The following is a 26197-nucleotide window of genomic DNA, read 5'->3' on the forward strand; positions in this document are numbered from 1 at the left end:
GAGCTTAAAAACTTGTGCCAAATCGAACACTCACGCCATCGTAGTGTCACGGGGTTTATCACAAACTTGCTGTCAGGTTTAATTGCTTATTGCTGGTTTCCCTATAAACCCACCATCAAAAACATGCCTCAGCAGGGACAGGTAGCAACATTGTAAATAGTATCAATGAGTTACAATGTGGCTTATCCCGAACTGGGGTTCTAATAGGGTTTTTTGCCTGTGCAATAGTGAAGTAGCTGTTATAATCCCGCAATATATTAGTGGAATTAGCAATAAATTAAACGTATTTGCGTAATATAATGCTAGGCTAGTATTTGCCAAACAGAATATTAGACAGGCTCTGATGCTATCGCTTTTCGATAACAATCGAGATAACTTTCATTTATATGACTAATAAGTTTAGAGGTGATTGTGTCAAACCGTCGCTATCATATTCACGTCATATGCGCTGACAACGACCAACTGTTGGTTTTAGACAGTGTGGCGATGTTTTTCCAAGGCCGCGCATTTTTAACCTATGACGTTTCTAGCAAATTACCCAAAGCGGCGTTATATGGTCGCCAGTGTATCGATGCTTGCGATTATGCGCTGATGATAATCGGTGATAGCTATGGCACGGCGCAAAATACTGGTGTCAGTCAAATGCATTTGAGCTATCTCAATGCCAAAGCCAAGCTCAAACCCTTGTTAATATTGGTCAAAAGTCATCATAACGAGGTCAATATCAGTCGGCAGCTGCAAGAATTCACCAACATGGTGACCAAAAAAGCCGATAAGATTTATTACTATGAAACAGAAAATGATATCGAGCAGCTACTCATTCAGGCCTTCTATAAAATGGTCGCCAATCATGAAGTAGGGGACGGCTGGGTAAGAGTGAGCGACGAGCTGATGAAAGCCAATAAATCGGCACTGGCCGAAGAAACGGCCACGAGCTTTTCTACCAAGAAAGCCAAACTTACCCTATCTCGCCCTGCTGTTACCGATCATTTAGCAGCCGATAGTGTCAGCAAGCCACTGGTGCTGACAGACACTTTTGAGATTCAGTACAAAGCCCAAGCCTATGAAGGCGGTAATTTAACCGACGTCACCCGCCCTATGACTTTATCGTGGCAAGAAGTGCTCATCGCCTTAATAAAAATACCGGCTACCTTTTCAAGCTATGGTTTACAGAGCGCCATTAATCGCTTAATCGCAGTCAAAGCTGAAACAGATATCAAAAATGACATGCCAAATGTTCACGCGGTGGCACGTTGTCAGATTTATCAAGATGACTTAAACCAATTACAGCGGCAGTTGGTGGCGGCTAACTGGATTCAACTCACCACCTATGGCACGCGCGTGTCACAAGAGCTTTGGAAACTCACCTTTTATGCGAAGAGCTTATTGACAGGCACTGACGCCAACACTTCTAGTGCGCCAACTTTACCGCTTAGCTAGGGCAAATGCTCTCTGCTCTATTTATAATTTTATGGATAAAAAATCCATTTATAAAGCCGGCGCTTACCCTTTGTAATACAAAGCATACGTCTCTGTAGTTGTGAAGCTGAGCAATACCCGTAATAATAAGCGTATAAATACATAATAATGCTTAATAATTAGGGAGAACGAACAATGAGTGATGCCAAAAAAAATTTAAATAGTGAACTAACCAGCTTAGAAGAAACCATGCTTGAAGCCGACCAGTTTCGTACGCTCGAAGAACAAGTCGCCGATATGAAGCGCCGCGGCATTGACCCAACCCAAGCCTATAAAGACTTGGATAGAAAGGAAGAAGATGCTGACTGGGGTGATGCGACGTGGAAAGAAAACGGTAAATGGAAACCAAAAACGCCTGCGGATTTAGATGACAAAGCCCGCGAAAATTGGGATGGCGATAATGGAAAACCAAATCCGCCACCTGTTATCTAGTAGGTATTATTTAACAAAATAATAGAATGATGACCGTATTTTTTCCAATTTATTCAATTCATTTAATAAAAAAGCCACGCTCATTTGCGTGGCTTTTTTATTAGTCGCTAATACATGCTTGTAGATACTAAATAAATCATTCCTTAGCTTAGCTAATTATGAACCTTCATCGACACGTACAAGCTTTATCGTACCATCAGGACTGGTAACCCGGCGATAACGCGTATTGCCCGATGAGGTTGATGGTCTAACGGTTGGCTGCACAGACGGCTGTACCGAGTAAGGATTAGAGTTTGAGCTGCCAGTTTGCTGTTGAATCAATTGCCCCATACGGTCTGCAGGCGCAGGGTTTAAAGGACGACTGTTTGCTGGTTGTCCGTACGGATTGCCATATTGGGAAGTGCTTGCAGCACTATTACCAACGATGGCCCGATAAAATTTTTGTCCGGCGCGTCCATCGGCTGGAAAGATGCCATGGCTTGATTGATATTGCTGAATCGCCGTACGCGTATTATCACCAATGATACCGTCCACTTCGCCAATATCGTAGCCTGCATTTAATAATGCTTGCTGGATATCTTTAGATTGCTGACGGCTGATACCAGGGTCGTCCGTCGGCCAGGCAGTGACAAAGTCGGTTTTGCTGCTGTCTTCACGCGCGATTAAGTCTGATAAGTGGGCAATTGCTAAAGCATAATTTTCTGAAGCGTTATACGAATAAAACGTGTCGAAGTTTTTACCCACCAAGAATGCTGGGCCATCAGTGCCGGCTGGTAATAATAAACCTGCGCTGCCCAAGGTAGAAGGCAGAGGGCTGCCGTTCGCCAATGTCAGCCCTTGATTGCGCCAATGGCTGATAGATTTTTTGTCTTTACGGTTTGATGCGCCCCAAAAACCACTCGGCAGTTTGACTTCATAACCCCATGGCTCGCCGGTACGGTAACCACGTTTGTCCAAAAAGTTGGCAGTAGAGGCGAGCGCATCAGGGACGCTATTAACTAAGTCGCGGCGGCCATCACCATCGAAATCGACAGCCAGTTCTAAAAAGGTACTTGGCATAAACTGCGTTTGCCCAAATGCACCTGCCCATGAGCCGGTCATATCACTAGGTGCAATATCGCCATTTTGGACGATTTTTAGCGCATTGGCATATTCGCCTTGGAAGTAGCTTTGACGACGATCAAAACATGACAGCGTCGCTAAAGATTCAAACAAGGGCTTTTTACCCAATGTCTGACCAAAGTTTGACTCCACGCCCCATACGCCCAGTACGTGCTCGGCTTTAACCCCATAGCGCGATTCAATGCGGCGCAAGGTATCTGCCCATTGGTGCTTAGCGCGAATACCATCTTCGACCCGCTCTTTATCTACCAACGAAGACAAATAATCCCAAACGTCTTTTTGAAATTCAGGCTGGTAATTGAGTGACTGAATCACACTAGGATCAGGCTGGCTTGGACGATAATTATTAAACGTATAACTATCGACGCCGCGGAATTTACTAGAGTTTTTCAAACCATCTAAGCACTGTTGAAACTGGCTATTAGATAAGTCTGGGGCTGGTGGTTTGGCCGCTTGCGCAGTACTGGCAAAGCTGAGGCCAACTGCGATGCTAAGTAGCGATAACGTAGAGGTCGAAGAAAAACGCATGGAAATATCCTATAAACATCAAAATAGTCATTGAAAGAGAACAAAGCTGAATTAAGCAGTATGAACTTAGAGTAACCAATCTCAGTAATAAAGAAAAGGTATCGAAGCACTCGGTTACTATAAATTGACGTGAGCGTGAGGTTAGAAGAGGGTTTGGCTATCCTGTTGAAGCAAGCTTTAGCGCTTTTTCGTGGTTTAGCTCCAATGGATGAGTAGATTAAGGATTTAATAGCCAAACCTGTTCAGTTACGGCTAGCTCAGATGCCGCATTCAGGGTTGATGACTGGTTTTCAAGCTCGATAATTTTATAGTCGGTATCATAATACTGCTGTAACTGCTGCTGACTAATCGAAAAAGGCGGGCCGTCTTTTTTACTTTGGTCATAGTTTAGGGTGATTAATAGTTGTGGTGCATGATTGCTAAGCTTGACTATTTGCGCACTATAATTAGCACGCATCGTAGCTGGCAAGGCTATCAATGCTGCTCTATCATAAACAGCATTAATCTCGCCTATATCTGTTGCGCTCAGAGCAAAAATATCTGCTGCCCATAAAGTGATGGTTTGTCCAGCTAGCTGACCCTGATAGCGTTTTAAAATGGCATTATCCGTAGCGCTCGTAAATTCAGTAATAGTAGGAATAACCTTTTGTTCAGCAAAGAACGCTTGCACAGCGGTTTCGATAAGCTCGACGCCAACGACATCGTAGCCTGCGTGCGCAAGCCATACCATATCAACCGATTTACCGCATAAAGGTACCAAGACTTGGCTACCGATGGGCACTGCCAGTTCAGAAAAATACTTGATTAGCTGAGGATTGACGTCAGACTTATGAAAGCCAATACGGCCGTCTTGCCAGCGCTGTTGCCAAAATTTAGAATCCATACCTTTATTCCCAACCTATCTATGCTTTAAATGTTTGGTATTATCATACCGCTAAACGCAATAAAAAAGCCAAGCGTCTTAACCCTTGGCTTTGATAGCGTATAAAATTCACGTTACTTGTTTAATTCACCATATACTGACTAAATTCTTTGCGCAGTTTGGCAAGTTTTGGCGGAATAGCAAAGTTACAATAGGCTTGACCCGGGTTTCTATTATAGAAATCTTGATGGGCGTCTTCAGCTTTGTAAAATTCCATAGCGGGATGGACTTCTGTCACCACATTGAGGCCCATGTCGCGTAATTTGCTAATGGTGCGGTCGACCGTTGGTTTTTGCGCCTCATCGGTATAGAAAACCACGCTGCGGTATTGGCTGCCGACATCATTGCCTTGACGATCCATGGTGGTGGGATCATGCGTAGCAAAAAACACATCAAGAACCACTTCTAATGGTACGATAGATTCGTCAAACTCAACCTTGATTACTTCAACGTGTCCGGTATCACCACTGCAGACCGCTTCGTAGTTGGCAGAAACGGCATCGCCGCCCATATAGCCTGACACCACAGATTGCACGCCCTTTACGGATAAAAATACTGATTCGGTGCACCAAAAGCAGCCACCGCCTAAGATAATGGTTTGCATGATTGTTCCTATTATTATAGCTGTTGTCATAGAGATGCGCTAAGGTCTTTATTTGGTTGCAATATCTCATCTTTCAATACTAATTTTATGTCTCAATATTGCCTTTATAAAGAATTAGCGTTACCTATTTAGCTTAGCAAGGCAGTTGCTCGCCATAAGTAACAAACAGTAATGTTATAATGGGCTTTTGCTATCTTTAAAGCACTGAGCAATTCACCATTTAACTAACATTTTATTTTTAAAGAATTAAAGTTTCATTATTAAAAAACGAGCCACCATCAAAAAATGAGCAACCTCATGAGCCAAACTAAGCCTACTAACCTGACTAATAACACCGTAAAGCACGATACCTTATTTACCACGCCACTCGATAAAGCGGCGCGTTTTTCTTTTGATGAGCAAGTGGTGGCGTGTTTTCCTGATATGATTCGCCGTAGTGTACCCGGTTATGGTCAAGTGCTGGCGATGTTGCCGATATTTGCTCGTCGTCACTGTAAATACCGCCAGCAAGATGATAGCGGCCAGCGTGTCAGCCGTGTCTATGATTTGGGCTGCTCACTGGGTGCAGCAAGTATGGCGTTGGCAGGCGAGTTTGAGCCGCAAGATTTACAGATTAAGGCGATTGATATCTCACCCGCGATGACCAATGAGGCGAGCACGTTATTAACGGAGAATTATCCCGCGCATAACATCGAGGTCATCACCGCCGATATTCGTGATGTCGAGCTTGAGCCATGCGATATGGTCATTCTGAATCTGACGCTACAGTTTTTGCCCGCTGCCGATAGAGTGACAGTGCTTGAGAAAATTTATGCCGCATTAAGTGAAGGGGGTATTTTGGTATTGACCGAAAAAACCCATGCTTTTGATGAGCAGTATGATGCGTGGTTGGTTGAGCGTTATTATGATTTTAAACGCGCCAATGGTTATACCGAGATGGAAATCAGCGGCAAACGCAATGCGTTAGAGAACGTTTTGATTACCGATACCTTGGATGAGCATCATACGCGTCTAGCGCACGTTGGCTTTGAGCGTCATTTGACCTGGTTTCAATTTTTAAACTTTGTCTCTATTGTGGCCTTTAAATAATATTTAAACGCGATAGTAATAACGGCTCGACTTTTAATATAAATTTTTACTCTATCTTTTCCCCATATGGCAATCTGTTTTTATGCTTAACGACACCATTATTCACGCTGAACGCGAATTATATTTAACCTTGCTGTCATTGGCGCAGCAGCAGCCGAGTGCTTATGAGTGGCTCACGCGCTTACCAACGTGGCTTAATGCTATTAAAGATAAAGCCAATTACGCACACGCGCCTGCTTACCAAGCGTCGGTGGCACGTTTGCCAACAGTAGCGGCTGATGAAGTAGATTTGGACAGTGATGTATTAACGATTGCCGCCAACCTCAGCGACTCTGAGCGCAAACAAACCTTAGCGCTACTAAAGCAGCTAATGCCGTGGCGTAAAGGGCCTTTCCAGATTGGTGGTCAGATTGGCGATGATGAGTCAGGTATTAAGATTGATACCGAATGGCATAGCGATTGGAAATGGCAAAGGGTCGTGCCGCATTTAGGCAATTTAAAAGGCCGGCGCGTACTGGATGTAGGCGGTGGCTCAGGTTATCACGGTTGGCGGATGGCAGGGGCAGGCGCGGAGACGGTCATCATTATTGACCCATCGTGTTTGTTTTATCATCAATTTATGGCTATTCGTCATTTTGTCGGCGCCGCTGATCATTATAAAACGCATTATATCCCTGTACCACTTGAAGCCTTACCGGAGCACAGTCAGCTATTCGATATCGTATTTAGTATGGGCGTGCTCTATCATCGCCAGTCGCCGTTTGAGCATTTGCAACAGCTAAAAGGGCAACTGGTTAAAGGTGGCGAGCTGGTACTCGAAACCTTGGTTATCGATGGTGACGCCAATACTGTCCTTGTACCGCACGACCGTTATGCGCAGATGAATAATGTCTATTTTTTGCCATCCGTTGAGGCGCTCACTGGTTGGCTAGAAAAAGCAGGGTTTAGCGAGGTACGCTGCGTCGATGTAGCGGTTACGTCGACTGAGGAACAGCGCAAAACCGAATGGATGACGTATCATTCCTTGGCGGATTTTTTGGACCCTACTGATGGAAGTAAAACCATCGAAGGGTATCCTGCGCCGAAACGGGCAACCTTAATTGCAAAAAAATAGCGCTGGTTAGTTTGCGGTTGGCAAAGAGAGGTTGGTTAAATAAACCAGCGTTTAAATGCCATCTCTATCAATACTTTTAGGATAAAACCGATAAAACCCGCACCTAAGGCCAAAAACATCCAAAAAGTACCAGCGCGCCCAGCGTTAGACTGTTTTGATAAATCCCAAATGATAAAGAATAAGAAAGCAATAAAAATGGGCAATAAAATATACATGCCCCAACTGGTGACGGTACTAGAAGCAATGGCAAACATGGTTTTGTCCTGTCAATGAAAGTGTAAAGTGCTGCGTTTTCTATGGTCTGTTTTTATATATGGTTATAAATGGCATCAGCATTTATAGCAGTAATAGATTAATGTTGCCATTATAACGCGGAATGAGGTTGCTATAAATGTTTCACCAACGTCAAACAACAGTAACGCTACAATCCGCCTAAATAGACTTGTATTGGCAGCCTATAATAGTCGTTACCTTGTCACTTGCACATATCTAGTATAATAGCGGTGATTTTAATGCTATTTTTGGTTCAAATAGTGCAATAGCAGCTAAAGGTTGTTATATTTATAGGTTACTTATTTTTTCTGTTTTATCTTATATTACCCCAATTTTTTGTTCATTTATCTGAGTTTATAGTCCTATGTCACAAGCCCAAATCGATACGCTCGCCTCACTGTTTGACAGTGCCATTGAAGTCCTAAAAACGAACGGCGAACTACCGGCTGATTGGCAAAACAACAGCCAAATTACGCGGACTAAAGATACCAGTCATGGTGACTTTGCGAGCAATATCGCCCTAACGGCTGCCAAAGCTGCGAAAGCCAATCCGCGCCAGCTTGCTGAAAAAATCGTCAACGCCTTGCCTGAAAATCAAAATATTCGTCAAGTAGAAATCGCAGGCCCCGGTTTTATCAACGTCTTTTTAAATACCGAAGCCAAATTTGCGGTGTTAGAAGATATCTTTAAGTTGCAAGAACGCTTTGGTTTAAGCAAGCAGTTTAAAGGTCAAAAAATCCAAGTTGAATTTGTCTCGGCCAACCCTACGTCTAGCTTACACGTCGGTCATGGACGCGGCGCTGCTTTTGGAATGAGCGTGGCAAATTTGCTTGAAGCCATTGGTTATGACGTCACGCGTGAGTATTATGTCAATGACGCCGGACGCCAAATGGACATTTTAGCGACCAGTACTTATTTGCGTTATCTAGAAGCTAATGGCGAGGCAGTCACCTTCCCAGTCAATGGCTATCAAGGCGATTATGTCAGTGATATTGCGCAAACGCTAAAAACCCAGCATCGCGATAGCTACGTTCACAGTTTTGCTGACATTGGCAAAGACGTAGCGGAAGACGCGCAGTTTGAAATAAATAATGATGGCGAAAAAGTACTGCTATCAGGCGATAAAGAAGCCCATATCGATGGTTTGATTGCCAATAGCAAAGCCTTGCTTGGCGCCGGTTATGAGCTGTTTTTAAATGCAGCATTGAGCAGTATTTTGGCTGATATCAAAGACGACTTAAATGACTTTGGTGTCCGTTATGAGTGCTGGTTTAGCGAAAGATCCATCGATAGCGAGATTGAGCCTGTTTTACAAATCCTTGATGAAAAAGGCTATTTATACGAAAAAGACGGCAATATCTGGTTTAAATCGACTGATTTTGGCGATGAAAAAGATCGCGTTGTGCGCCGTGCCAATGGTCAAAGCACCTATTTTGCCTCTGATATTGCTTATCATAAAAACAAGTTCGATCGCGGTTTTGATAAAGTCATTAATGTTTGGGGCGCTGACCATCATGGTTATGTGCCGCGCGTAAAAGCGGCATTGACGGCGCTTGGTATCGATGCCGACCGCCTTGATGTGGTATTGGTACAGTTTGTTGCCTTATGGCGCGGTAGTGAAAAAGTGCAAATGTCATCGCGCTCGGGCAAATTTGTCACCTTACGTGAGCTGCGCCATGAAGTCGGTAACGATGCTGCGCGTTTTTATTACGTCGCTCGTAAGCCTGAAGTGCACGTCGATTTTGACTTGGAGCTGGCCAAATCGCAAAGTAAAGACAACTTGGTTTACTACATTCAGTATGCGCATGCCCGGGTTTGCCGTGTGTTAGAAAAACTAGAAACCAGTGGTCTGCAAGTAGACGATATTACTGGCGCTGAAAAGCAAGCGTTACTAGTCGCACCAAGTGAAGAAGAATTGATTAAGTTACTTGCCGCTTATCCGTCAACCTTGCTACGCTCAGCGACAGGCTATGAACCGCATATCTTAACCAACTATCTAAAAGAGTTGGCGGCGTTATTTCATGGTTGGTATGATGGCAATCGCATCTTGCCGGTCAGCCTAACTTCAGGTGAAACGCCAAGCCAAGTTGAGATGGATTTGATGCAAGCGCGTTTACGCTTATCTAAAGCCGTGCGTCAAGTATTGGCCAATGGATTGAGCTTATTAGGTTTGTCTGCACCGTCTAGCATGTAGTATAAAGGAAGACGGCTGTAGCCATTATTTGATGATAATTCTTCAATTCTAATCTAATCGACAGTGCTGATTCGATAAAGACAATTCGATTACGATAACTCGACAACGACAGATAATTCAGTAGGGAGAACGAGATCCATGTTAGCCAAAAAACCAAAAGGTGCCACTGAAAAACGCAAAACCAGTAGTGTGTCAGGCTTATTATGGATGTTTGTTGGGGCAGTATTGACGCTCATGATTGGGGTGTTTTTATACCTTTCACCCTTGTTTAACTTCAGTCCTGCGGGCAGCGGTGAGAGCACAGATGCTGATAGACAAGTTCAGCAACGAGTCAATACCGATACCGACAATGGTGATTATGAGTTCTATGATATTTTGCCAAATCAAGAGATGGCGACCATCCCTGATGAAGACTTTGGTGAAGGCAGTAGTAGTAGCCAATCCGGTCAAATCACTGATTTTGAGCCAGATGTAGTCGTTAATCAGCCAGAAAACACCGCGCCAAGTAATAATGATGCGGGTAATTTTGGTATCTCTGAGAGCACTACGATTGAGCCTAGTCGTAGCAACAACGCGAATAATGCAGCAAATAGTAGTAATGACGACGATATTGTCATCGTCGAAGAAGATGCGACTTATGATGGTACGCCAGCTGCCAATAATACAGGCGCGGCTGCAAACAGAGCTAATACAGCGAACGCTAGCAATGCTAGCATTCAGCCAGCGAAGCCTGCGGCGACTTATATTTTGCAAATCAACAGCTTTGGTGATGCCGATGAAGCAGACCGTCGCCGTGCACAAGTGTTGATGGCTGGTGTCGATGCTAGAGTGGTGAAAAACACTACCAGTAATGGCCTGCCTATTTATCAGGTGATTTCACGCCCGATGAATAATCGTCAAGCGGTTGCCACCGCTCAGCAGCGCCTGCAAAATAACGGTATTGATTCTATTATCGTTGAGCAGCGCCGTTAAACCTAAAGCATTGATAAAGAAAGCGTCAGAGGACGCTTTTTTTATCCCTTTTTTTTGATATGTTTCTTAGCTCCTTTCCGCAAACTCAATATAAGAGCATCATGATGACTGTGACTCCTTCAGAAACTGCGCCCGTTGGCATGATGAAAGCTTTTTTTCAAAAGTATTTTATCGATGCTTTTACCGGCATGGCGTTAGGGTTGTTTGTGACCCTTATCGCTGGTCTTATCATCTCGCAAATTGGTGGTTGGTTAAGCTTGTCAGCCTTGGTCGCAGTTGGCAAGCTGGCGTCAGTATTAATGGGCGCAGGTATCGGTGTTGGTATCGCCTACTACCTAAAAGCACCAACTTTGGTGATGCTAAGTTGCTTGGTTGCAGGGATGCTTGGCGCGCATTCTGAAGCTTTGATGGCGGGCAATTTATTTATCGCGCAAGAGGCAAGTCCAGCAACTTTCGTTGCTGTGCCCGGTAATCCAATTGGTGCTTATTTGGCTTCAGTATTTGCTTATCGCGCTGGTACTTGGATCGCTGGCAAGACCAAGCTCGATATTTTGCTTATCCCTTTAGTGGTATGTACGGTGGCACTCATCGTCTGTGCGCTACTTAATCCTCCAGTCGTCGCTGCGGTCAACGCCATTGGTCAGGGTATTCAAGCAGCGACTGAATTACAGCCGCTACTCATGGGTATCGTCATAGCAGTGGTGGTCGGGATTTTATTGACGCTACCGACCTCAAGCGCGGCTATCTGTATCGCTATTGGACTTGGTGGTTTAGCAGGAGGGGCAGCGGTCGTTGGCTGCGCGGCGCATATGATTGGCTTTGCGGTGGCCAGTTTTAAAGACAACGGCGTCAGTGGTGTCATATCCCAAGGGCTGGGCACCAGTATGCTACAGATTCCTAATGTCCTTAAAAAACCGCTCGTACTATTGCCTGCTGTGATTGCCAGCGCCATTGTTGGTCCTATCGCAACCGTTGGCTTTGGGCTAGCTTGCACAGCAACTGGCGCTGGTATGGGCACGGCAGGACTGGTTGGGGTGTTTGGCGTCATTGAAGCATCACAAGAAATCATGAGCAGTGCTCAGTTGTGGACGGCGATTATCTTATTGATGTTTGTATTACCAGCGCTCATTGCTGGTGTGGTCGCTTACGTGATGCGCCGCCTTGGCTGGTTGGTCGATGGCGATATGAAATTGCCTTAAATTAAAGATAAAGCTAAAGCACGCCAATTATCCTAACTATTTGTCTTAACTATCTATGATAAGAAAGCCCAGTTATTGAATAGCTGGGCTTTTTTATGGTCTGACTTATAAGCTTTTCAATTAACGACGCACATCTTTTGGTGCATCGCCATTTGGCCAATCTTTGTCTTTATTGGCTTTGACAGGGCGCGGCAAATGGGTAAAGTAGGCGGCAATATCGACCGCTGTCGCTTAGTGTATTGCCCTGACCGAACGGCATTTTACCTTTAATAAAGGCCGCGGCGGTATATGTACGCGCCATGCCTGCGCCATCATTAAAAGACTTGTCGCCTGCGACTGCTGGGTAAAGGTAAGTACCATCAGCATTGTATTGACCTTCGCCATCAGCACCGTGGCAAACGCTGCATTTTTCTGCAAACAGCTTTTTGCCGGTTTCAGAATTTGGCTCTAACTCTTTATTCACTTTTACAAAACCGCGACCTTCAGGTGATACCCCAAATGGCATATCTTGCGACAACCAGCTCATATAAGACGCCATCGCATTCATATTATCTCAATCAAGATCAAGTGCTTTACCATTCATCGAACGCTCAAAACAACCGTTAATATGCTCTTGTATGGTATCGACGCGACCTGCACGTGAGCGATAAATCGGATAGACGCTGGGCATATTGTTCCAAGGCGCGGCATACGCTTCTGAGCCATTGCCTAGGTGACAGCTGGTACAGTTAAGCTGGTTACCAACGTTATTCGGCAGCTCTTTATAAGTATGGTTGGCAAGCTGTAGACCGCGCCGTACGGCAGCGCCATACTCATCATCTGGAATGGTCAATTCATCTGGCATCTTAATGGACGGCTTACCGCTTGCAGCATCAGCGCCGCCTACAGTTATATCATTGGCAGCAGGCATGTTACCTTTTAAGGCGTCTGCACGTGCCTCAAGATCCTTTACGCGTGCTAGGGCTGCTGCCTCTTCAACGCGATCAACTGCCTTAGTTTCACTACTATTATCACAACCTGTGAGAACGGTTGCACCAAGAGCAAAGATAGACGCTACTAAAATAGAAGACTTAGTGCGTAAAAACTTTCTCATTGGAATGTCATTATCTTAAAATATAATATATAAAAATCTATCGATGTGTCAATTTAGCAGCAATGATGGCAGCACTTATGCTGTGGTTTAGATAAAAACGACAGCATGACTTTGCGTATACGCTCCACTTTGTTCATCAAAAACTACGGGGTAATCAATCAGTAACATGATGGTATCAAATACAAATACGTAAAGTTATTTTAAATTGAAAATAAAACATAACGTGACAAACCAAGTTAAAGAAAGCTGAAGCGCAAACCAAAGTATCTATAGTGAGTGGGAAGTAATATCGATATATCAGCAATACCGTCGCGTTTTTAGGATATTTTGACTATATGTTGTTTTCTACTAAAAAAGCGCGTGAATAGCGAAGTATTCACGCGCTTTTTGCTAAGAATGTTTCTTTAATAATTTAACTTATCGTCGTGTATTTGCCACTATATTAATGAGTAGATACCGCTTTACGGTTGGCACTTTTCGCGCGTTTTTTGCCTTTTAATTTACGTGATAATTTGTTGATATTATTGAGTACCTGACCATAACGAGACGGGAATACGCGCTGGACGGCATCCATCATTTTGGCATCGTTGCCAATCAAACAGCGTGGCTGGTTGGTGGCGGCGGCATGTAAAATAATCCAAGCCGCTTTACTGGCATCGAATTTTAAGAATTTATTAAAGCTACGAATGGCTTTGCTACCGCTACGCATACCGAGGTCGCTGATACTGTCGTTACCGCGTGCGCTATTGGCAATATTGGTTTTGATACCGCCGGGATGCACAGAAGTTGCCGACACGCCGCAGCGCTGAATGTCTAGCTCTTGGCGCAAGCTTTCGGTAAAGCCGCGCACCGCAAATTTACTGGCGTTATAGGCAGATTGTGACGGCTGCGCGGTCAAACCAAACAGGCTTGAGATATTGATGATATGACCATGTTCGTTAAATTGGCGTGGCTTGCTGTCTTTTTTACCAGTATCAATTTCGCTTTCTTTGACGCTATTTTTAATTAGGGGTAAAAACGCCTTGGTGCCATAAACCACGCCCCAAAAATTGATATCCATCACCCATTCAAGCTCGCCAATACTGCTACCTTCTACCGTTGAGTAGAGCGCCACGCCTGCATTATTAAAGATAAAATTCACTTTGCTATGTTCCGCCATCACGTTGTCCGCCCACGCTTCGACAGCTTTATTGTCCGAGACGTCGAGTACGGTAGTGGTAACTTTGACATCATAGCCGACCAGTAGCTCCTTGGTCTGCGCTAATTGTTCAGGATTGATATCCGATAACGCCAGATGGCAGCCCATTTTTGCTAAATGCAGGGCAAGCTCGCGCCCCATGCCAGAACCTGCGCCAGTGATAGCGGCGACATGATTGGCATAATAAGGGGTAATATCGTGGTCTTGCTGCGAGGGAAAAGGTAGATATTGGCGCAGTGAATTCGCTATAGTTGAGACATTGCTAGAAACGTGGTTAAGCATGATAAACAGTCCTTTGTATCATTGATTTGAAGAGTTTGTTGGTCGATAAGGATAACGTATAAAAGTCACTTTACCTTAGCATGATTTGTCCCTGTGGCTGCTATCGATTGATAAACGCAGCTGTCATTTTTAAACAGATTATAATGATAAAACACAGACATAAAAAAGCGCCTGAATAACTATCAGACGCTTTTTAAATCAATAGCCTGTTAAGCATATAGCCCGTCAAACTTGATGAAGCGCTTTTACCCAATCATCACTTATGCAATTTTAGGGGTTTTGCCTTCGTTAATCACTTGTTCGTCAACCAATACCGTTTTGGCATTTTTCATCGATGGCAGCTCGTACATGGTTTCAAGCAGAGCGTTTTCGACGATAGAGCGCAGACCACGGGCACCAGTTTTACGCTCCATGGCTTTTTTGGCAATCGCATCAAGCGCTTCTTTGGTAAACTCAATCTTAGCACCTTCCATTTCAAACAGATATTTATACTGTTTTACCAATGCGTTTTTCGGTTCTGTCAAAATCTGTACCAAAGCTTCTTCATCGAGCTCTTGTAGCGCTGCAAGTACAGGCAGACGACCAATCAATTCAGGAATGAGACCAAATTTGATTAAATCTTCTGGCTCGACTTGCTGCAGCAAATCAGAGCTGCGGCGGCTGTCATCTTTTGAGCTGACATCGGCGTTAAAACCAATACCGCCTTTTTCCGTACGCTGCTGAATGACTTTATCAAGGCCAGCAAACGCACCGCCAACGATAATCAAGATATTGCTGGTATCGACTTGGATCAGCTCTTGCTGTGGATGCTTACGACCACCGTGTGGCGGGATAGCGGCAACCGTGCCTTCGATAAGTTTCAGCAACGCTTGCTGTACGCCTTCGCCCGACACGTCGCGAGTGATAGAAGGGTTGTCGCCTTTTTTACTAATTTTATCAATCTCATCAATATAGATGATGCCTTGCTCAGCTTTGCTGACATCATAGTCAGAGGCTTGCAAGAGCTTTTGTACGATGTTTTCAACATCTTCACCGACATAACCCGCTTCGGTCAAGGTCGTCGCATCGGCCATTGCAAACGGCACATCAAGTAAGCGTGCGAGTGTTTGCGCCAGTAAGGTTTTACCAGAACCCGTTGGGCCAATCAGCAAGATATTACTTTTTGCCAACTCAACCATGGCGTCATCAGCACCGATTTTGGCTTTTTTGCTATCTCTAGCCAACGTTTGGCTGACTTTTAGGCGTTTATAATGGTTATAAACTGCGACCGCTAAGGCTTTTTTCGCCGCATCTTGGCCGATGACATATTCATCAAGCTTGGCACGCAGCTCTTTTGGCGTTGGTAGTTTTTTATTGACCCAAGAGGTATCAATGTCGCTGTCGTCGTCGCCATCTTCGGCGCTATCAGCAATCAGGTCCGTACATAGCTCGATACATTCATTACAGATATTGGCGTCGTCAGCGGCAATCAGCTGCTTTACTTCACTTTTTTCTTTGCCGCAAAACGAACAATGCGGGGTGTTGTCTTCTGCCATATACAGGCACTCCTAAAATTTAATGCTTATCAATGTTTTGATTATGGACATCAGCGCCAAAGCGTAGGGCAATGGATATATTCTCACTTACCTTAGCGCATTTAGGCCACTGATGTTTTAAAGTCCTTTAAACGTCTATTATCAAAGCTTATAAAGAAATTAAAGCTTATAAAGAATCAGGGCGACGCTCTAATACTTCGTCAACCAAGCCGTATTCTTTGGCCTCTTTAGCATCTAACCAATAGTCACGCTCAACGTCTTTTTCGATTTTTTCAACCGGTTGACCGGTACGCTCAGCCAAAATCTCGTTCAAGCGAGCACGGGTTTTTAGGATTTCACGCGCATTAATTTCGATATCGGTTGCTTGACCTTGCGCGCCGCCTGAAGGCTGATGAATCATCACGCGCGAGTTGGCTAGGGCATAACGTTTGCCTTTTTCGCCCGCTGCCAGTAAGAATGAGCCCATGCTATACGCGCCGCCCATACAAATGGTTGAGACTTCAGGTTTGATAAAGTTCATGGTATCAAAAATAGCCAAACCTGCACTGACTGAGCCGCCGGGCGAGTTGATATATAAATGAATGTCTTTATCAGGGTTTTCGGCTTCTAAAAATAATAGCTGCGCCACGATAAGATTGGCCATGTGGTCTTCAACTTGACCGGTCAAAAAGATAACACGCTCACGTAATAGGCGTGAGAAAATATCAAACGAGCGTTCACCGCGCGCTGATTGCTCAACCACCATCGGAACCAATGCGGCTTGAGTCGTGCTTTGTACGTTGTCATGCGCACTCATCAACAAATCAAAATGTGGGTTAGCAGTAATGCGATCATAATCTGTCATAGAGATGTCCTGTTTATAAGTCCATAAGATAAAAAATAGAAGCTAGCTGTTGGCTACATTGTTATTGATGATTATCATTGTAAACATTATCGCCTGGCAATAAAACCTACTAGAAAATAAAACCTATTCGCGCATACATTTTATTTTATTAAATTAATCCGACACCAAAATATGCTCAATAAAGCAGATTGGCTATGCCTAATAAAATAGTGGCTAATAAATAATGGTCGCCGCTAGAAATAAGTGAGCCAATGGTAACTTTTTTATCAAAGCAATAGTAACGGTTTAATGTGACAAATGATAAACGACTCCCTATTAATAAGGCGTCTGTGTGCACTTATCAAGGGCAGCATGAATAATCTGTTTATAAAAAATGCTATATTCAAAATATTCTAAACACGCTACGGTATTGCTGATATAAATTTTTTGTAGCCTCTGTCTGCGCAGGCACAGCAAGCAAGAAAAATTGATATCAGCAGTGTGTGATGTATCAGTATTACTTTTCACTCACTATATTAAGACAGTAGTTTATAAACGGGCAATAAAAATGCCCTAACAAAGGTGTCAGGGCATTTTTGGTAATGCTAGGTATTAAACCAGTCCGTATTGACTGGCAAAGCGCTAGATTACATCATTACATCGCTTGTTGCTGCTGAGCGGCTAGTAGGTCTTGATAGCTCACTTCTTTGTCCGTTACTTTGCCTTGCTCGATTAGATAATCAACCACTTGGTCTTCTAGCACTACTGACTCAATGTTAGCGCGTTGCTGCTTGTCATTGGTGTAGTATTCGATGACTTCCGCTGGGTCTTCGTAGTTTTCAGCGGCTTCTTTGATAAAGCTTTCAACACGCTCTTGGTCGACTTCTAAGCCTTTGGTGTCGATAACGCGAGCAACGATGATGCCAAGACGGGCAGCACGTAGCGCTTGCTCTTCAAACAGCTCATTTGGCAGCATGTCTTTATCGAAGCTATCAGCGTTGGCGCCGAACTGCTGAGAAAAACGTTGCATCATCATGTTGCGTTGACGATCGATTTCTTGCTCTAGCATGGCGTTTGGTACGTCAAACTCGTTCTTTTCTAGTAGCGCATCAAAGGTCGCTTGTTTTACTTGGCTACGCGCGGCATTTTTGATTTCGCGTTCCATGTTTTTACGCACGTCTTCTTTTAATTTCTCAACGCCGCCTTCTTTAACGCCGAATAGCTCTAGGAACTCGTCGTCGATTTCAGGGAGTTTTGATTTTTCAACCAATTTTACGTTGATTTTAAATTGTGCTTCTTTGCCAGCTAAGTTCTCAGCTTGGTAATCTTCTGGGAAAGTCACATCGATGACTTTTTCTTCGCCAGCTTTCATACCTTTGATGCCATCTTCAAAGCCTGGAATCATCTGATTGCTACCGATAACCAACTTGAAGTCTTCAGCAGAGCCGCCTTCGAATTTTTCGCCGTCGATTGAACCTTCAAAGTCAAAGGTCACTTGGTTGTCTTTGGCCGCTTTACCTTTTTTCTCAACGAACTCTTGACGCTGCTTTTGTAAGTTTTCGATCATGGTGTCAACGTCTTCGTCGCTGACGGTCGCTGTGTGACGCTCAACTTCGATTTCATCGATACCTTGGACATCGATTTCTGGGAAGATTTCAACAGTCGCTTGATAAACCAAGAAGTCGTCTTCAAGTTTGACGTCGTCGATGTTTGGCATGCCAACAGCACGGATATCTTCAGATTTGATCGCTTCAAATACGGTATCACGGATCACATCGTTGATGACTTCTTGCTGAATGCCGGCACCGTACTGTGAACGGATATGCGACATCGGTACTTTACCTTTACGGAAACCGTCAATCTTGGCGGTTTTCGCCACTTGGCTGATGCGGCCTTCAACTTTATTTTGAATTTTTTCAACGGGTACTTTAACCGTTAGCTGAGTTTCTTTGTTAGACAGCTTGTTGGTTGTGACTTGTAAATCTGTAGCCATATTCGTTACACCTTTAGGATTAAATAGAAATAGACAACCAGGCTGCAAAATACGCGTGTGCTACTGGTTGCCGTTGGAATAAATAGGGGATATTGCTAGCGCGCGATTTCGCAATCTGTGAGCGTAGCAATCGCTGACGGCACAAAAATATGAAACGCTTTATTCTAAATAAACGCTCTCAGATATCAATATTAACTGCTAATCGCCCGCATAATAACGCTTTTTGCTCAATTATACAGACAAATAACGGCTTTCAACAAAATTTTAAAAGTAGAACAGTATAATCTATCTGTTTATCAAAGTAAAAATTATCTGTTTAATCGCCTCGTCGAGAATTTATAGGTTTAGCTATCATTGTAATAGTCTACTTATTAAAAAATACGCTTATAGCGGCAATTGCGCCAATAACTGCTCAATGGCTTGACCACGATGACTGATGCTGTTTTTGTCCTCAGCGCTAAGACTTGCCGCCGTCGCTTGTAATTCTGGCAACCAAAATAGCGGATCGTAACCAAAACCACCATCACCATGCGGCGCGTCTAAAATCTCGCCGTGCCATAAACCTTGGGCGATAATCGGTAGCGGGTCATCGGCGTGACGCACCATCGCCAATACACACACAAACATGCCTTTGATAGGGGTATCTGGCTGTGCTGCACGGATAGGCTGCAAGTCAGCGATAAGCTTGGCGTTGTTTTTGGCGTCATTGCCATGCTCGCCGGCATAACGGGCAGAGTAGATACCGGGCGCATTGCCCAATACGGGCACACAAAGCCCTGAATCATCTGCAATCGCCGGTAGGTCACTTGCTCGGCTGGCATGCCGCGCTTTGATTATAGCGTTCTCAACGAAGCTTAAACCGTCTTCGATGGCATCATTGATATCAAGCTGACCTTGCGGGACAATCGTCACAGCCAAATCTGCCGCTGCAAATAAGCGTTTAAACTCAGCAAGTTTGCCTTTATTATTACTGGCAAGCACCCATTGATTGGCGAGGGTCGTTTGCGTTAAATGCTCTTGTGGAGTAAGGTTTGCGCTGCTGGCTTGCGTCATATTTTTTGTCCGTCATTGATTCGCTAATACTGCTATATTCTAGGCTAGCATGAGCTAAATTACCAATTAGCATAACGAATCGTTGATTCATAACATTTGGTAACTGATATTTGTCGTCACTATTGCTATAATAGGCAACAAGCTACAGTGAATTATATCTTATAGCTTGTGAACTTTTAATTAATAATTCTTATAAATATTTATCATGGTTTTTGCCCATTACATATTTATAAGTACATTAACTAATAAGTGATGCGCGCTTAAGATAATTTTAGCATGCAAGCCTTTTAGGTTTACCGCAATATGTTTAGCATATTGAGTAATGACTTTCACTAACAATAAACTAAGCCAATTTAGTCCGATAATTTATAGCGTTGATTTAAGCTATACCTAATACTAATGGCTAAACCAGCAAGGATAAAATAACTATGTCAAATATTACTTTACCAGATCTACCTTATGCAAAAGACGCGCTTGAGCCGCATATCAGTGCTGAGACGCTAGAATACCATCATGACAAGCATCATGCCGCTTATGTAAACAAGCTAAATGAATTGCTCCCGGGTTCTGGTCTAGAAGACAAAACATTGCCAGAAATCATCGTAGCGACTGCAAAAGATGATAGCAAGCAAGGTATGTTTAACCAAGCAGCGCAAGTTTGGAACCACACCTTCTATTGGAACTGCATGACGCCAACTAACGGCGGTGGCGAACCTACTGGCGATCTAAAAGCTAAAATCGAAGAAGACTTCGGCAGCTATGACAAGTTCCGTGAAGAGTTCAAAAACGCAGCATTGACTCAGTTCGGTTCAGGTTGGGCATGGCTAGTGGCTGATAAAGTCGGTGGCAAATTGTCTATCGCCAAAACAGCTAACGCTGATACGCCACTTGCACATGACCAAGTAGCGGTATTGACTTGTGACGTGTGGGAACATGCGTACTACATCGATTATCGTAACCGTCGTCCTGACTATGTGGACACGTTCCTAGACAAGCTAGTGAACTGGGACTACGCAAATGCAAAATATAAAGGTCAAGATGCGGGTGTTGAGAAATAATCTGTAGTCATTAAGTATTTGATTTACTTTATAAGTAGAAAAGGGGACGCTGAGAGGCGTCCTTTTTTTGGTTTACTGTTATCAAAAATTAGTTTCTGTAGGGTGTGCCCTGCGCACCATTTATAAAAGCAAATTCTCAAACTAAATACCCTATATCTTAAGGGCCTTCTGCTATTCATATAAAACAAAGGTTAAAACAATCGTTGGTATGTAGGGGACACGCCACGTTTTAACATTCAACTTGTTCAGATCACCTCAAATCCAAACCTACCCAACGCCTCACGTAACATCGCAATATTATAATAAGCATGCGCGTTGACGGTGTTTTGAAAAAAGATATAGAGCGTGTCAAAGTGCTGACGCTGATTGGCAATCGCTTGCGCCCAGTCGTTCATCTCAGCCTCAGAGTAGCGATAATCATGGCGGTCAGCCGCACTCATCGCATCCCACCAGTTTAGATTGTTACCATGCATACGCAGATAGCCCGTGCGCTCGGTAAATATCAATCGTGATGGTGGAAGACCGCTGACTTTGGGGTAATCGACGCTACACCAAATCAAGCCTTGTTTGACAAAACTATCAACCACTTGCGGGGTATGCCAACCATTATGGCGAAACTCAACGGCTAGTGGATAGTCTTGAAACCAACTGACCAGATTGGCGAGATACAACCGATGCTCGCGAGTACGATCAAAACCGTGTGGGAATTGCAGTAGTAATGGCGCGAGAGCATTGGCTTCGATAAGTGGTGTAAGGGCAGTAATAAAAGCTTGCGCATGCTCGCTTGTGCCCTTGCGTGCATGAGTAAAGTCTTGATGCAGCTTGACGGCAAATTTCAATTCACTGTCTGCTTGCATATAGGCTTTATCAACCATACCAGCAAAGGCTTTTTGTCCGATGGGTACGTAAAAAGTGCTATTAATCTCGACCGCGCCGTATTGCTTGGCGTATTCGCGTAAGAAGTCGGTCTTTTTGGTGCCAGTTGGGTACAGCGTACCAAGCAGATCGGTATCGCTATAGCCGCCCGTGCCGAGGTAGATACGCTGAGTAAGGGTACTTTCCATGTTGACCACCCTTTATCGTTTTTAATGTTTATTGCTGAGCTTATTTTTTACGTGACCATAGCCATTCAATGAGTGCCAATAAGGCGTTGGTGTCCTTATTAGCGCTTAACTCACGACTATTTAATTCACGATTAAGCGCTGCGCGGCCGTCATTAAATAGCGATTGCGCATAGTGGGTCGCTTGCTCAACGCCCATCAGTTTCACATAGGTAGATTTGTCTAACTTTTCATCGCTGCCCGCAGGTTTGCCGAGGGTATCGGTGCTGGTAGTCACATCTAAGATATCGTCTTGGACTTGAAAAGCAAGGCCAATATGCTGCGCGCAATCTTGTAGGGCAATACGCTGCGGCGCCGTCGCTCCTGCACAGATACCGCCCATTAACATCGCCGCTTCAATCAACGCACCAGTTTTATCACGGTGGATGGCTTCTAAATCATCTTGTGAAATGTTGGCGCTGGCTTCAGCATTCAGGTCGAGCATTTGCCCAGAAACCATGCGTCTGGCACGCGGCGCGAATATCGCGATAAGCTGGCTTGCGATAGCAGAGTCATAGGGCGCAAAGGTTGGCAGCTCAGCGGTTAGTACTTCAAAAGCAAGTGTTTGTAGCACGTCACCGGCGAGCAGGGCGGTCGATTCTGCAAAGACGATATGGGCAGTTGGCTGACCACGGCGCAGCTCATCGTCGTCCATACATGGCAAGTCATCATGCACCAATGAATAGGTATGCAACAGCTCTACCGCCAATGCTGCACGGCGCGCCATATCATAATCGGAGTCGTTTTCTAGTAGTGATTCTAAATCGCTATTTTGCTGAATTTGCTTAGCTTCTTTATCCGTGCTTTTATCAACATATTCATCAGCCTTATTAACGTCGTCATTCGCATTGCTTCGATTGACACTATCAAAGGCGCTGGCGACCAATAACGGCCGTACCAATTTACCCTGACCGGTCATCACATAACGGCAGGCATCAAGCAGCGGACTTGGCAGCTCAGCGTAAGCAAATAGCATCTCGATATCTTGCGCCAGTTGCGCGCGCACGGCGCTATGAAATTGCTCAGTATTATTATTAAAGCTCGCAAAAGGTACCGTTATTGAAACAGTGTTTGAAGCCGTTGTTGAAGACATAGGGCTTGGCATAGAAGTAGAAGCAGGGGAAACAGTCATAATCCAACCATTAATCAGGTGAATAATAAAAATAGCGCTAGTGTAGCATGATAGATTATATTCCTTATGCTACGAGTATTATCAATGACGTATTTTTGGCGGTTTAATGTTAAAAATTGGCGTAAAAAAGCCCGTTGAATAGGTGTAATAATGCAACAAACCCTTGTTACCTATTATTGATTTAACTTGACGGTTAGATGTGTTTTGATAATAAAGGCTAATTCTTATCTTAAATCTCAGTATACAGGCGGACACCTAAAGCACCTTGGCCGCAAGGTAAAGGGTTGGTGTCGACTTAAGAGTGACTTGCGAGTATGGTATTAGCTTGTGACAGTCGGGGGCATAATCCCCTACACTAATTGGCGTGAAAATGGTCTGGCACTTAGCGCATAGGTTTTTAGCCTGATTTAAGTGACTGATCATCTCAATGTTCAGTCAGTGTTTATAACATCAGTACCGGTAACAAACGTATATAAATGAAGCGCCGTATTCATATTTGCTATTACCTGATAGCGTTGCAAAAAATGAATACAAACATGAGCGCTGGATAATAAAGACATCTGCACTGCTCATATACTGACTTTTAAAGCAGTATGTTGGCAGTGTTATTACTCGTTTTACTAACAATAACTGACTATGACCTTTAATTTTAAAGCTTTTAATTTTAAAACGTAGCTTTCGTTATATAGCAAGGAGTTTCAAATGGTATACCAAGGAAATCGCATTACGGTGACAATGCTAGAGGATGGCATCGCCAACATGCAATACAACGCCGAAAATGAGAGCGTGAACAAGTTTGATGCTGAAACCAATAAGCAATTTGCTGAAGTTGTGACAGCGCTAGAAAAAGCGGATGACGTGAAAGGCTTAATCGTCACCTCAAGCAAAGGCGTGTTTATCGCTGGGGCGGACATAACAGAATTCGTCGGTTCATTTAAGAATCCAGAAAACGAAATCAAAGATTGGGTCGTTAATATCAATGACGCTTTCAACCGTTTTGAAGACCTGCCATTTCCAAAAGTAGCGGCCATCAATGGCGCAGCGCTTGGCGGTGGTTGTGAGATGACCTTGGTTTGTGAATACCGTGTCATGAGCGACAAAGCCATTATCGGTCTACCAGAAACCCAATTGGGTATCTTCCCAGGTTTTGGTGGTACGGTGCGTAGTACGCGTGTGATTGGTATCGACAATGCACTTGAATTGATCGCCACTGGTACGCCGAAAAAACCACTTGATGCGCTAAAATTAGGCCTAGTCGATGCGACTGTTCCTGCCGATGACTTGCAAGATGCCGCCATTGACCTAGTCAAAAAATGTATCTCAGGTGAGCTTGATTGGCAAGCGAAGCGTGAAGAGAAGCTGAATCCTGTAAAGCTAAACCAGCTTGAGCAAGCGATGGCGTTTAACAGTGCCAAAGGTATGATCTTTGCCAAAGCCAATCCTAAGCAGTACCCAGCGCCAGCAATCGCTATCGAAACCATTGAAAAACACGTCAATTTGCCACGTGATAAAGCGATCGAAGTCGAAGCGGCTGGTTTTGCCAAAGCGGCGAAAACCCCACAAGCAGAAAGCTTGGTCGGTCTGTTCTTAAACGATCAATTGGTCAAAAAACTTGCCAAGCAGCACAGCAAAAAAGCACACGAAATTACTGAAGCAGCCGTACTAGGCGCCGGTATCATGGGCGGCGGTATCGCGTATCAGGCAGCGAGCAAAGGCTTGCCAATCATCATGAAAGATATCAAGTCTGAGCAATTAGACCTTGGTATGGGCGAAGCTAGCAAGCTACTTGGTAAAATGGTCGAACGCAAAAAGATGACCCCAGCGAAAATGGGTGAAACCTTAAGCCGTATCCGTCCAACTTTGAACTATGGTGATTTTGCAGAGACTGATATCGTTATCGAAGCAGTCGTAGAAAATCCAAACGTTAAGCGTGCGGTACTTAAAGAAGTTGAAGGTTTGGTTAAAGACGATTGTATCCTAGCGTCAAACACCTCGACGATTTCTATTACTTATTTAGCAGAAGCACTTGAGCGTCCAGAAAACTTCGTCGGTATGCATTTCTTTAACCCAGTACATCGTATGCCACTCGTCGAAGTTATCCGCGGTGAAAAATCATCAGAAGAAGCGATTGCAACTACAGTTGCGCTAGCGTCTAAAATGGGCAAAGTGCCGGTTGTCGTCAATGACTGCCCAGGTTTCTTGGTCAACCGTGTGTTGTTTCCATACTTTGGTGCTTTTGACTTGCTGCTTAAGCAAGGTGCGGATTTTGCTCATGTCGATAAAGTCATGGAAAAATTCGGCTGGCCAATGGGTCCTGCTTATCTAATCGACGTGGTTGGTTTAGATACGGGCGTACACGGCGCAGAAGTGATGGCAGAAGGTTTCCCTGACCGCATGAAGCCTGATTATAAAGGCGCGATTGAGCATTTATATGAGAACAATCGTTTAGGTCAGAAAAACGGCGTTGGTTTCTATAAGTATGAGACTGACAAACGCGGTAAGCCAAAGAAAGTGGCGGATGAAGCGACTTATGAGCTACTAAAAACTACAACGGATAGCGATAAGCAAACCTTCGATGATCAAACCATCATCGACCGCACTATGCTGGCGTTCTGTAATGAAACCGTACGTTGCCTAGAAGACAACATCGTCAGCACGCCATCTGAAGCCGATATGGCGATGATTATGGGCGTTGGTTTCCCGCCGTTCCGCGGTGGCCCTTGCCGTTATATCGACCAAATGGGTCTAGATAACTACTTGGCGCTATGCGAAAAATACGCGCACCTTGGCAAAGCCTATGAAGCGCCGCAAAAGATTCGCGATATGGCAGCCGCAGGCGAGACTTTTTACGCCACTGCGTAATGGTCGGTCATTACTAGGATGAAGTGCCGTACCCATGCTCGATAAGGTTGTTGATGATTTATTTATTATGAATGATTTTTTACATAAAATATGACGAGCATTGTGGTACTGCCACTGACAATAAAAATTGAAAAGGAAGA

General features: G+C 44.2%; 22 protein-coding genes and 1 pseudogene. 10 read left to right on the top strand and 13 right to left on the bottom strand.

Going from position 1 to position 26197, the window contains the following annotated elements; all coding sequences use genetic code 11:
• The 3 genes and pseudogenes from H9653_RS08820 to H9653_RS08830 form a co-directional block, all read left to right on the top strand.
• Positions 1-156 (top strand): annotated as a pseudogene (locus H9653_RS08820) (IS982 family transposase); the annotation flags it as partial.
• A 255-nt stretch (positions 157-411) separates the two neighbouring features.
• Positions 412-1440, top strand: coding sequence for a DUF4062 domain-containing protein (locus H9653_RS08825; RefSeq protein WP_318242162.1), 1029 nt, complete (start codon positions 412-414; stop codon positions 1438-1440).
• Between the two features lie 174 nt (positions 1441-1614).
• Entirely contained in the window at positions 1615-1911 is a 297-nt protein-coding gene (locus H9653_RS08830; protein ID WP_068406968.1) for a hypothetical protein, read from the top strand.
• A 156-nt stretch (positions 1912-2067) separates the two neighbouring features.
• On the opposite strand, the gene H9653_RS08835 is transcribed toward H9653_RS08830, so the two are convergent.
• From H9653_RS08835 to msrA, 3 genes are all read right to left on the bottom strand, one after another.
• Positions 2068-3561: a lytic murein transglycosylase gene (locus tag H9653_RS08835; RefSeq protein WP_191691943.1), complete on the bottom strand. Its 1494-nt coding sequence runs from the start codon at positions 3559-3561 to the stop codon at positions 2068-2070.
• A gap of 217 nt (positions 3562-3778) precedes the next feature.
• Positions 3779-4444 (bottom strand): thiopurine S-methyltransferase, encoded by a 666-nt coding sequence (tmpT, locus tag H9653_RS08840; RefSeq protein WP_191691945.1) that lies wholly within the window; start codon positions 4442-4444, stop codon positions 3779-3781.
• A 121-nt stretch (positions 4445-4565) separates the two neighbouring features.
• Entirely contained in the window at positions 4566-5087 is a 522-nt protein-coding gene (gene msrA / locus H9653_RS08845; protein ID WP_191691947.1) for a peptide-methionine (S)-S-oxide reductase MsrA, read from the bottom strand.
• Between the two features lie 285 nt (positions 5088-5372).
• On the opposite strand from msrA, the gene cmoA reads away from it, so the two are divergent.
• Both cmoA and cmoB read left to right on the top strand, forming a co-directional pair.
• Positions 5373-6176 carry a carboxy-S-adenosyl-L-methionine synthase CmoA gene (gene cmoA / locus H9653_RS08850; protein WP_191691949.1) on the top strand — a complete coding sequence of 268 codons (804 nt, stop codon included), beginning with the start codon at positions 5373-5375 and terminating at the stop codon, positions 6174-6176.
• A gap of 82 nt (positions 6177-6258) precedes the next feature.
• The gene (gene cmoB / locus H9653_RS08855) at positions 6259-7290 is read left to right on the top strand and encodes a tRNA 5-methoxyuridine(34)/uridine 5-oxyacetic acid(34) synthase CmoB (protein ID WP_191691951.1); all 1032 of its coding nucleotides are present in this window, start codon (positions 6259-6261) and stop codon (positions 7288-7290) included.
• A gap of 35 nt (positions 7291-7325) precedes the next feature.
• Here the strand turns inward: cmoB and H9653_RS08860 are convergent, their stop codons facing one another.
• Positions 7326-7544, bottom strand: a complete 219-nt coding sequence (locus H9653_RS08860; protein ID WP_068406984.1) for a DUF2788 domain-containing protein — start codon at positions 7542-7544, stop codon at positions 7326-7328.
• A 383-nt stretch (positions 7545-7927) separates the two neighbouring features.
• On the opposite strand from H9653_RS08860, the gene argS reads away from it, so the two are divergent.
• From argS to H9653_RS08875, 3 genes are all read left to right on the top strand, one after another.
• On the top strand, positions 7928-9757 hold the full coding sequence (gene argS, locus H9653_RS08865) for an arginine--tRNA ligase (protein ID WP_191691952.1): 1830 nt from the start codon (positions 7928-7930) through the stop codon (positions 9755-9757).
• A gap of 138 nt (positions 9758-9895) precedes the next feature.
• Positions 9896-10729 carry an SPOR domain-containing protein gene (locus tag H9653_RS08870; protein WP_191691953.1) on the top strand — a complete coding sequence of 278 codons (834 nt, stop codon included), beginning with the start codon at positions 9896-9898 and terminating at the stop codon, positions 10727-10729.
• Between the two features lie 101 nt (positions 10730-10830).
• Complete coding sequence (locus tag H9653_RS08875; RefSeq protein WP_225211689.1) at positions 10831-11928, top strand: PTS transporter subunit IIC; 1098 nt, start codon at positions 10831-10833, stop codon at positions 11926-11928.
• Positions 11929-12097: 169 nt separating this feature from the next.
• Here the strand turns inward: H9653_RS08875 and H9653_RS12525 are convergent, their stop codons facing one another.
• The 7 genes from H9653_RS12525 to rdgB all read right to left on the bottom strand — a co-directional run bounded on the left by H9653_RS12525 (position 12098) and on the right by rdgB (position 19905).
• Positions 12098-12454: a c-type cytochrome gene (locus tag H9653_RS12525; protein WP_225211690.1), complete on the bottom strand. Its 357-nt coding sequence runs from the start codon at positions 12452-12454 to the stop codon at positions 12098-12100.
• Between the two features lie 27 nt (positions 12455-12481).
• Complete coding sequence (locus H9653_RS12530) at positions 12482-13021, bottom strand: c-type cytochrome (RefSeq protein ID WP_225211691.1); 540 nt, start codon at positions 13019-13021, stop codon at positions 12482-12484.
• A 442-nt stretch (positions 13022-13463) separates the two neighbouring features.
• Positions 13464-14501: an SDR family NAD(P)-dependent oxidoreductase gene (locus H9653_RS08885; RefSeq protein WP_191691955.1), complete on the bottom strand. Its 1038-nt coding sequence runs from the start codon at positions 14499-14501 to the stop codon at positions 13464-13466.
• 260 nt (positions 14502-14761) lie between these two features.
• A complete protein-coding gene (clpX, locus tag H9653_RS08890) occupies positions 14762-16036 on the bottom strand; it encodes an ATP-dependent protease ATP-binding subunit ClpX (RefSeq protein ID WP_191691957.1) in 1275 nt (424 codons plus the stop codon).
• Between the two features lie 166 nt (positions 16037-16202).
• Positions 16203-16832: an ATP-dependent Clp endopeptidase proteolytic subunit ClpP gene (clpP, locus tag H9653_RS08895; RefSeq protein ID WP_068407788.1), complete on the bottom strand. Its 630-nt coding sequence runs from the start codon at positions 16830-16832 to the stop codon at positions 16203-16205.
• Positions 16833-17514: 682 nt separating this feature from the next.
• Positions 17515-18852 (bottom strand): trigger factor, encoded by a 1338-nt coding sequence (gene tig / locus H9653_RS08900; protein WP_144297796.1) that lies wholly within the window; start codon positions 18850-18852, stop codon positions 17515-17517.
• A 384-nt stretch (positions 18853-19236) separates the two neighbouring features.
• Complete coding sequence (rdgB, locus tag H9653_RS08905) at positions 19237-19905, bottom strand: RdgB/HAM1 family non-canonical purine NTP pyrophosphatase (RefSeq protein WP_191691959.1); 669 nt, start codon at positions 19903-19905, stop codon at positions 19237-19239.
• Positions 19906-20333: 428 nt separating this feature from the next.
• On the opposite strand from rdgB, the gene H9653_RS08910 reads away from it, so the two are divergent.
• A complete protein-coding gene (locus H9653_RS08910) occupies positions 20334-20963 on the top strand; it encodes a superoxide dismutase (protein WP_191691961.1) in 630 nt (209 codons plus the stop codon).
• A gap of 245 nt (positions 20964-21208) precedes the next feature.
• On the opposite strand, the gene H9653_RS08915 is transcribed toward H9653_RS08910, so the two are convergent.
• Together H9653_RS08915 and H9653_RS08920 are read right to left on the bottom strand one after the other, a co-directional pair.
• Positions 21209-22027 carry a DUF72 domain-containing protein gene (locus tag H9653_RS08915; protein WP_191691962.1) on the bottom strand — a complete coding sequence of 273 codons (819 nt, stop codon included), beginning with the start codon at positions 22025-22027 and terminating at the stop codon, positions 21209-21211.
• Between the two features lie 40 nt (positions 22028-22067).
• Positions 22068-23156 (bottom strand): polyprenyl synthetase family protein, encoded by a 1089-nt coding sequence (locus H9653_RS08920; RefSeq protein ID WP_191691991.1) that lies wholly within the window; start codon positions 23154-23156, stop codon positions 22068-22070.
• Between the two features lie 741 nt (positions 23157-23897).
• Between H9653_RS08920 and fadB the strand changes: the two genes are divergently transcribed.
• The gene (fadB, locus tag H9653_RS08925; protein WP_144297792.1) at positions 23898-26057 is read left to right on the top strand and encodes a fatty acid oxidation complex subunit alpha FadB; all 2160 of its coding nucleotides are present in this window, start codon (positions 23898-23900) and stop codon (positions 26055-26057) included.
• Positions 26058-26197 lie beyond the last annotated feature (140 nt).

It is taken from the genome of Psychrobacter communis (assembly GCF_014836505.1).
Classification (GTDB): domain Bacteria; phylum Pseudomonadota; class Gammaproteobacteria; order Pseudomonadales; family Moraxellaceae; genus Psychrobacter; species Psychrobacter faecalis.

What these genes read in the sequence shown, in the direction of transcription:
- fadB (WP_144297792.1), top strand. Translation starts at nt 23,898, where the DNA reads ATGGTATACCAAGGAAATCGCATTACGGTGACAATGCTAGAGGATGGC.
- clpP (WP_068407788.1), bottom strand. Translation starts at nt 16,832, where the DNA reads ATGAGTGCGCATGACAACGTACAAAGCACGACTCAAGCCGCATTGGTT.
- msrA (WP_191691947.1), bottom strand. Translation starts at nt 5,087, where the DNA reads ATGCAAACCATTATCTTAGGCGGTGGCTGCTTTTGGTGCACCGAATCA.
- H9653_RS08915 (WP_191691962.1), bottom strand. Translation starts at nt 22,027, where the DNA reads ATGGAAAGTACCCTTACTCAGCGTATCTACCTCGGCACGGGCGGCTAT.
- rdgB (WP_191691959.1), bottom strand. Translation starts at nt 19,905, where the DNA reads ATGACGCAAGCCAGCAGCGCAAACCTTACTCCACAAGAGCATTTAACG.
- H9653_RS08870 (WP_191691953.1), top strand. Translation starts at nt 9,896, where the DNA reads ATGTTAGCCAAAAAACCAAAAGGTGCCACTGAAAAACGCAAAACCAGT.
- tig (WP_144297796.1), bottom strand. Translation starts at nt 18,852, where the DNA reads ATGGCTACAGATTTACAAGTCACAACCAACAAGCTGTCTAACAAAGAA.
- H9653_RS08885 (WP_191691955.1), bottom strand. Translation starts at nt 14,501, where the DNA reads ATGCTTAACCACGTTTCTAGCAATGTCTCAACTATAGCGAATTCACTG.
- H9653_RS08910 (WP_191691961.1), top strand. Translation starts at nt 20,334, where the DNA reads ATGTCAAATATTACTTTACCAGATCTACCTTATGCAAAAGACGCGCTT.
- H9653_RS12525 (WP_225211690.1), bottom strand. Translation starts at nt 12,454, where the DNA reads ATGAGCTGGTTGTCGCAAGATATGCCATTTGGGGTATCACCTGAAGGT.
- cmoB (WP_191691951.1), top strand. Translation starts at nt 6,259, where the DNA reads ATGCTTAACGACACCATTATTCACGCTGAACGCGAATTATATTTAACC.
- H9653_RS08830 (WP_068406968.1), top strand. Translation starts at nt 1,615, where the DNA reads ATGAGTGATGCCAAAAAAAATTTAAATAGTGAACTAACCAGCTTAGAA.
- cmoA (WP_191691949.1), top strand. Translation starts at nt 5,373, where the DNA reads ATGAGCAACCTCATGAGCCAAACTAAGCCTACTAACCTGACTAATAAC.
- H9653_RS08920 (WP_191691991.1), bottom strand. Translation starts at nt 23,156, where the DNA reads ATGTCTTCAACAACGGCTTCAAACACTGTTTCAATAACGGTACCTTTT.
- tmpT (WP_191691945.1), bottom strand. Translation starts at nt 4,444, where the DNA reads ATGGATTCTAAATTTTGGCAACAGCGCTGGCAAGACGGCCGTATTGGC.
- H9653_RS08860 (WP_068406984.1), bottom strand. Translation starts at nt 7,544, where the DNA reads ATGTTTGCCATTGCTTCTAGTACCGTCACCAGTTGGGGCATGTATATT.
- H9653_RS08875 (WP_225211689.1), top strand. Translation starts at nt 10,831, where the DNA reads ATGATGACTGTGACTCCTTCAGAAACTGCGCCCGTTGGCATGATGAAA.
- clpX (WP_191691957.1), bottom strand. Translation starts at nt 16,036, where the DNA reads ATGGCAGAAGACAACACCCCGCATTGTTCGTTTTGCGGCAAAGAAAAA.
- H9653_RS12530 (WP_225211691.1), bottom strand. Translation starts at nt 13,021, where the DNA reads ATGAGAAAGTTTTTACGCACTAAGTCTTCTATTTTAGTAGCGTCTATC.
- H9653_RS08835 (WP_191691943.1), bottom strand. Translation starts at nt 3,561, where the DNA reads ATGCGTTTTTCTTCGACCTCTACGTTATCGCTACTTAGCATCGCAGTT.
- argS (WP_191691952.1), top strand. Translation starts at nt 7,928, where the DNA reads ATGTCACAAGCCCAAATCGATACGCTCGCCTCACTGTTTGACAGTGCC.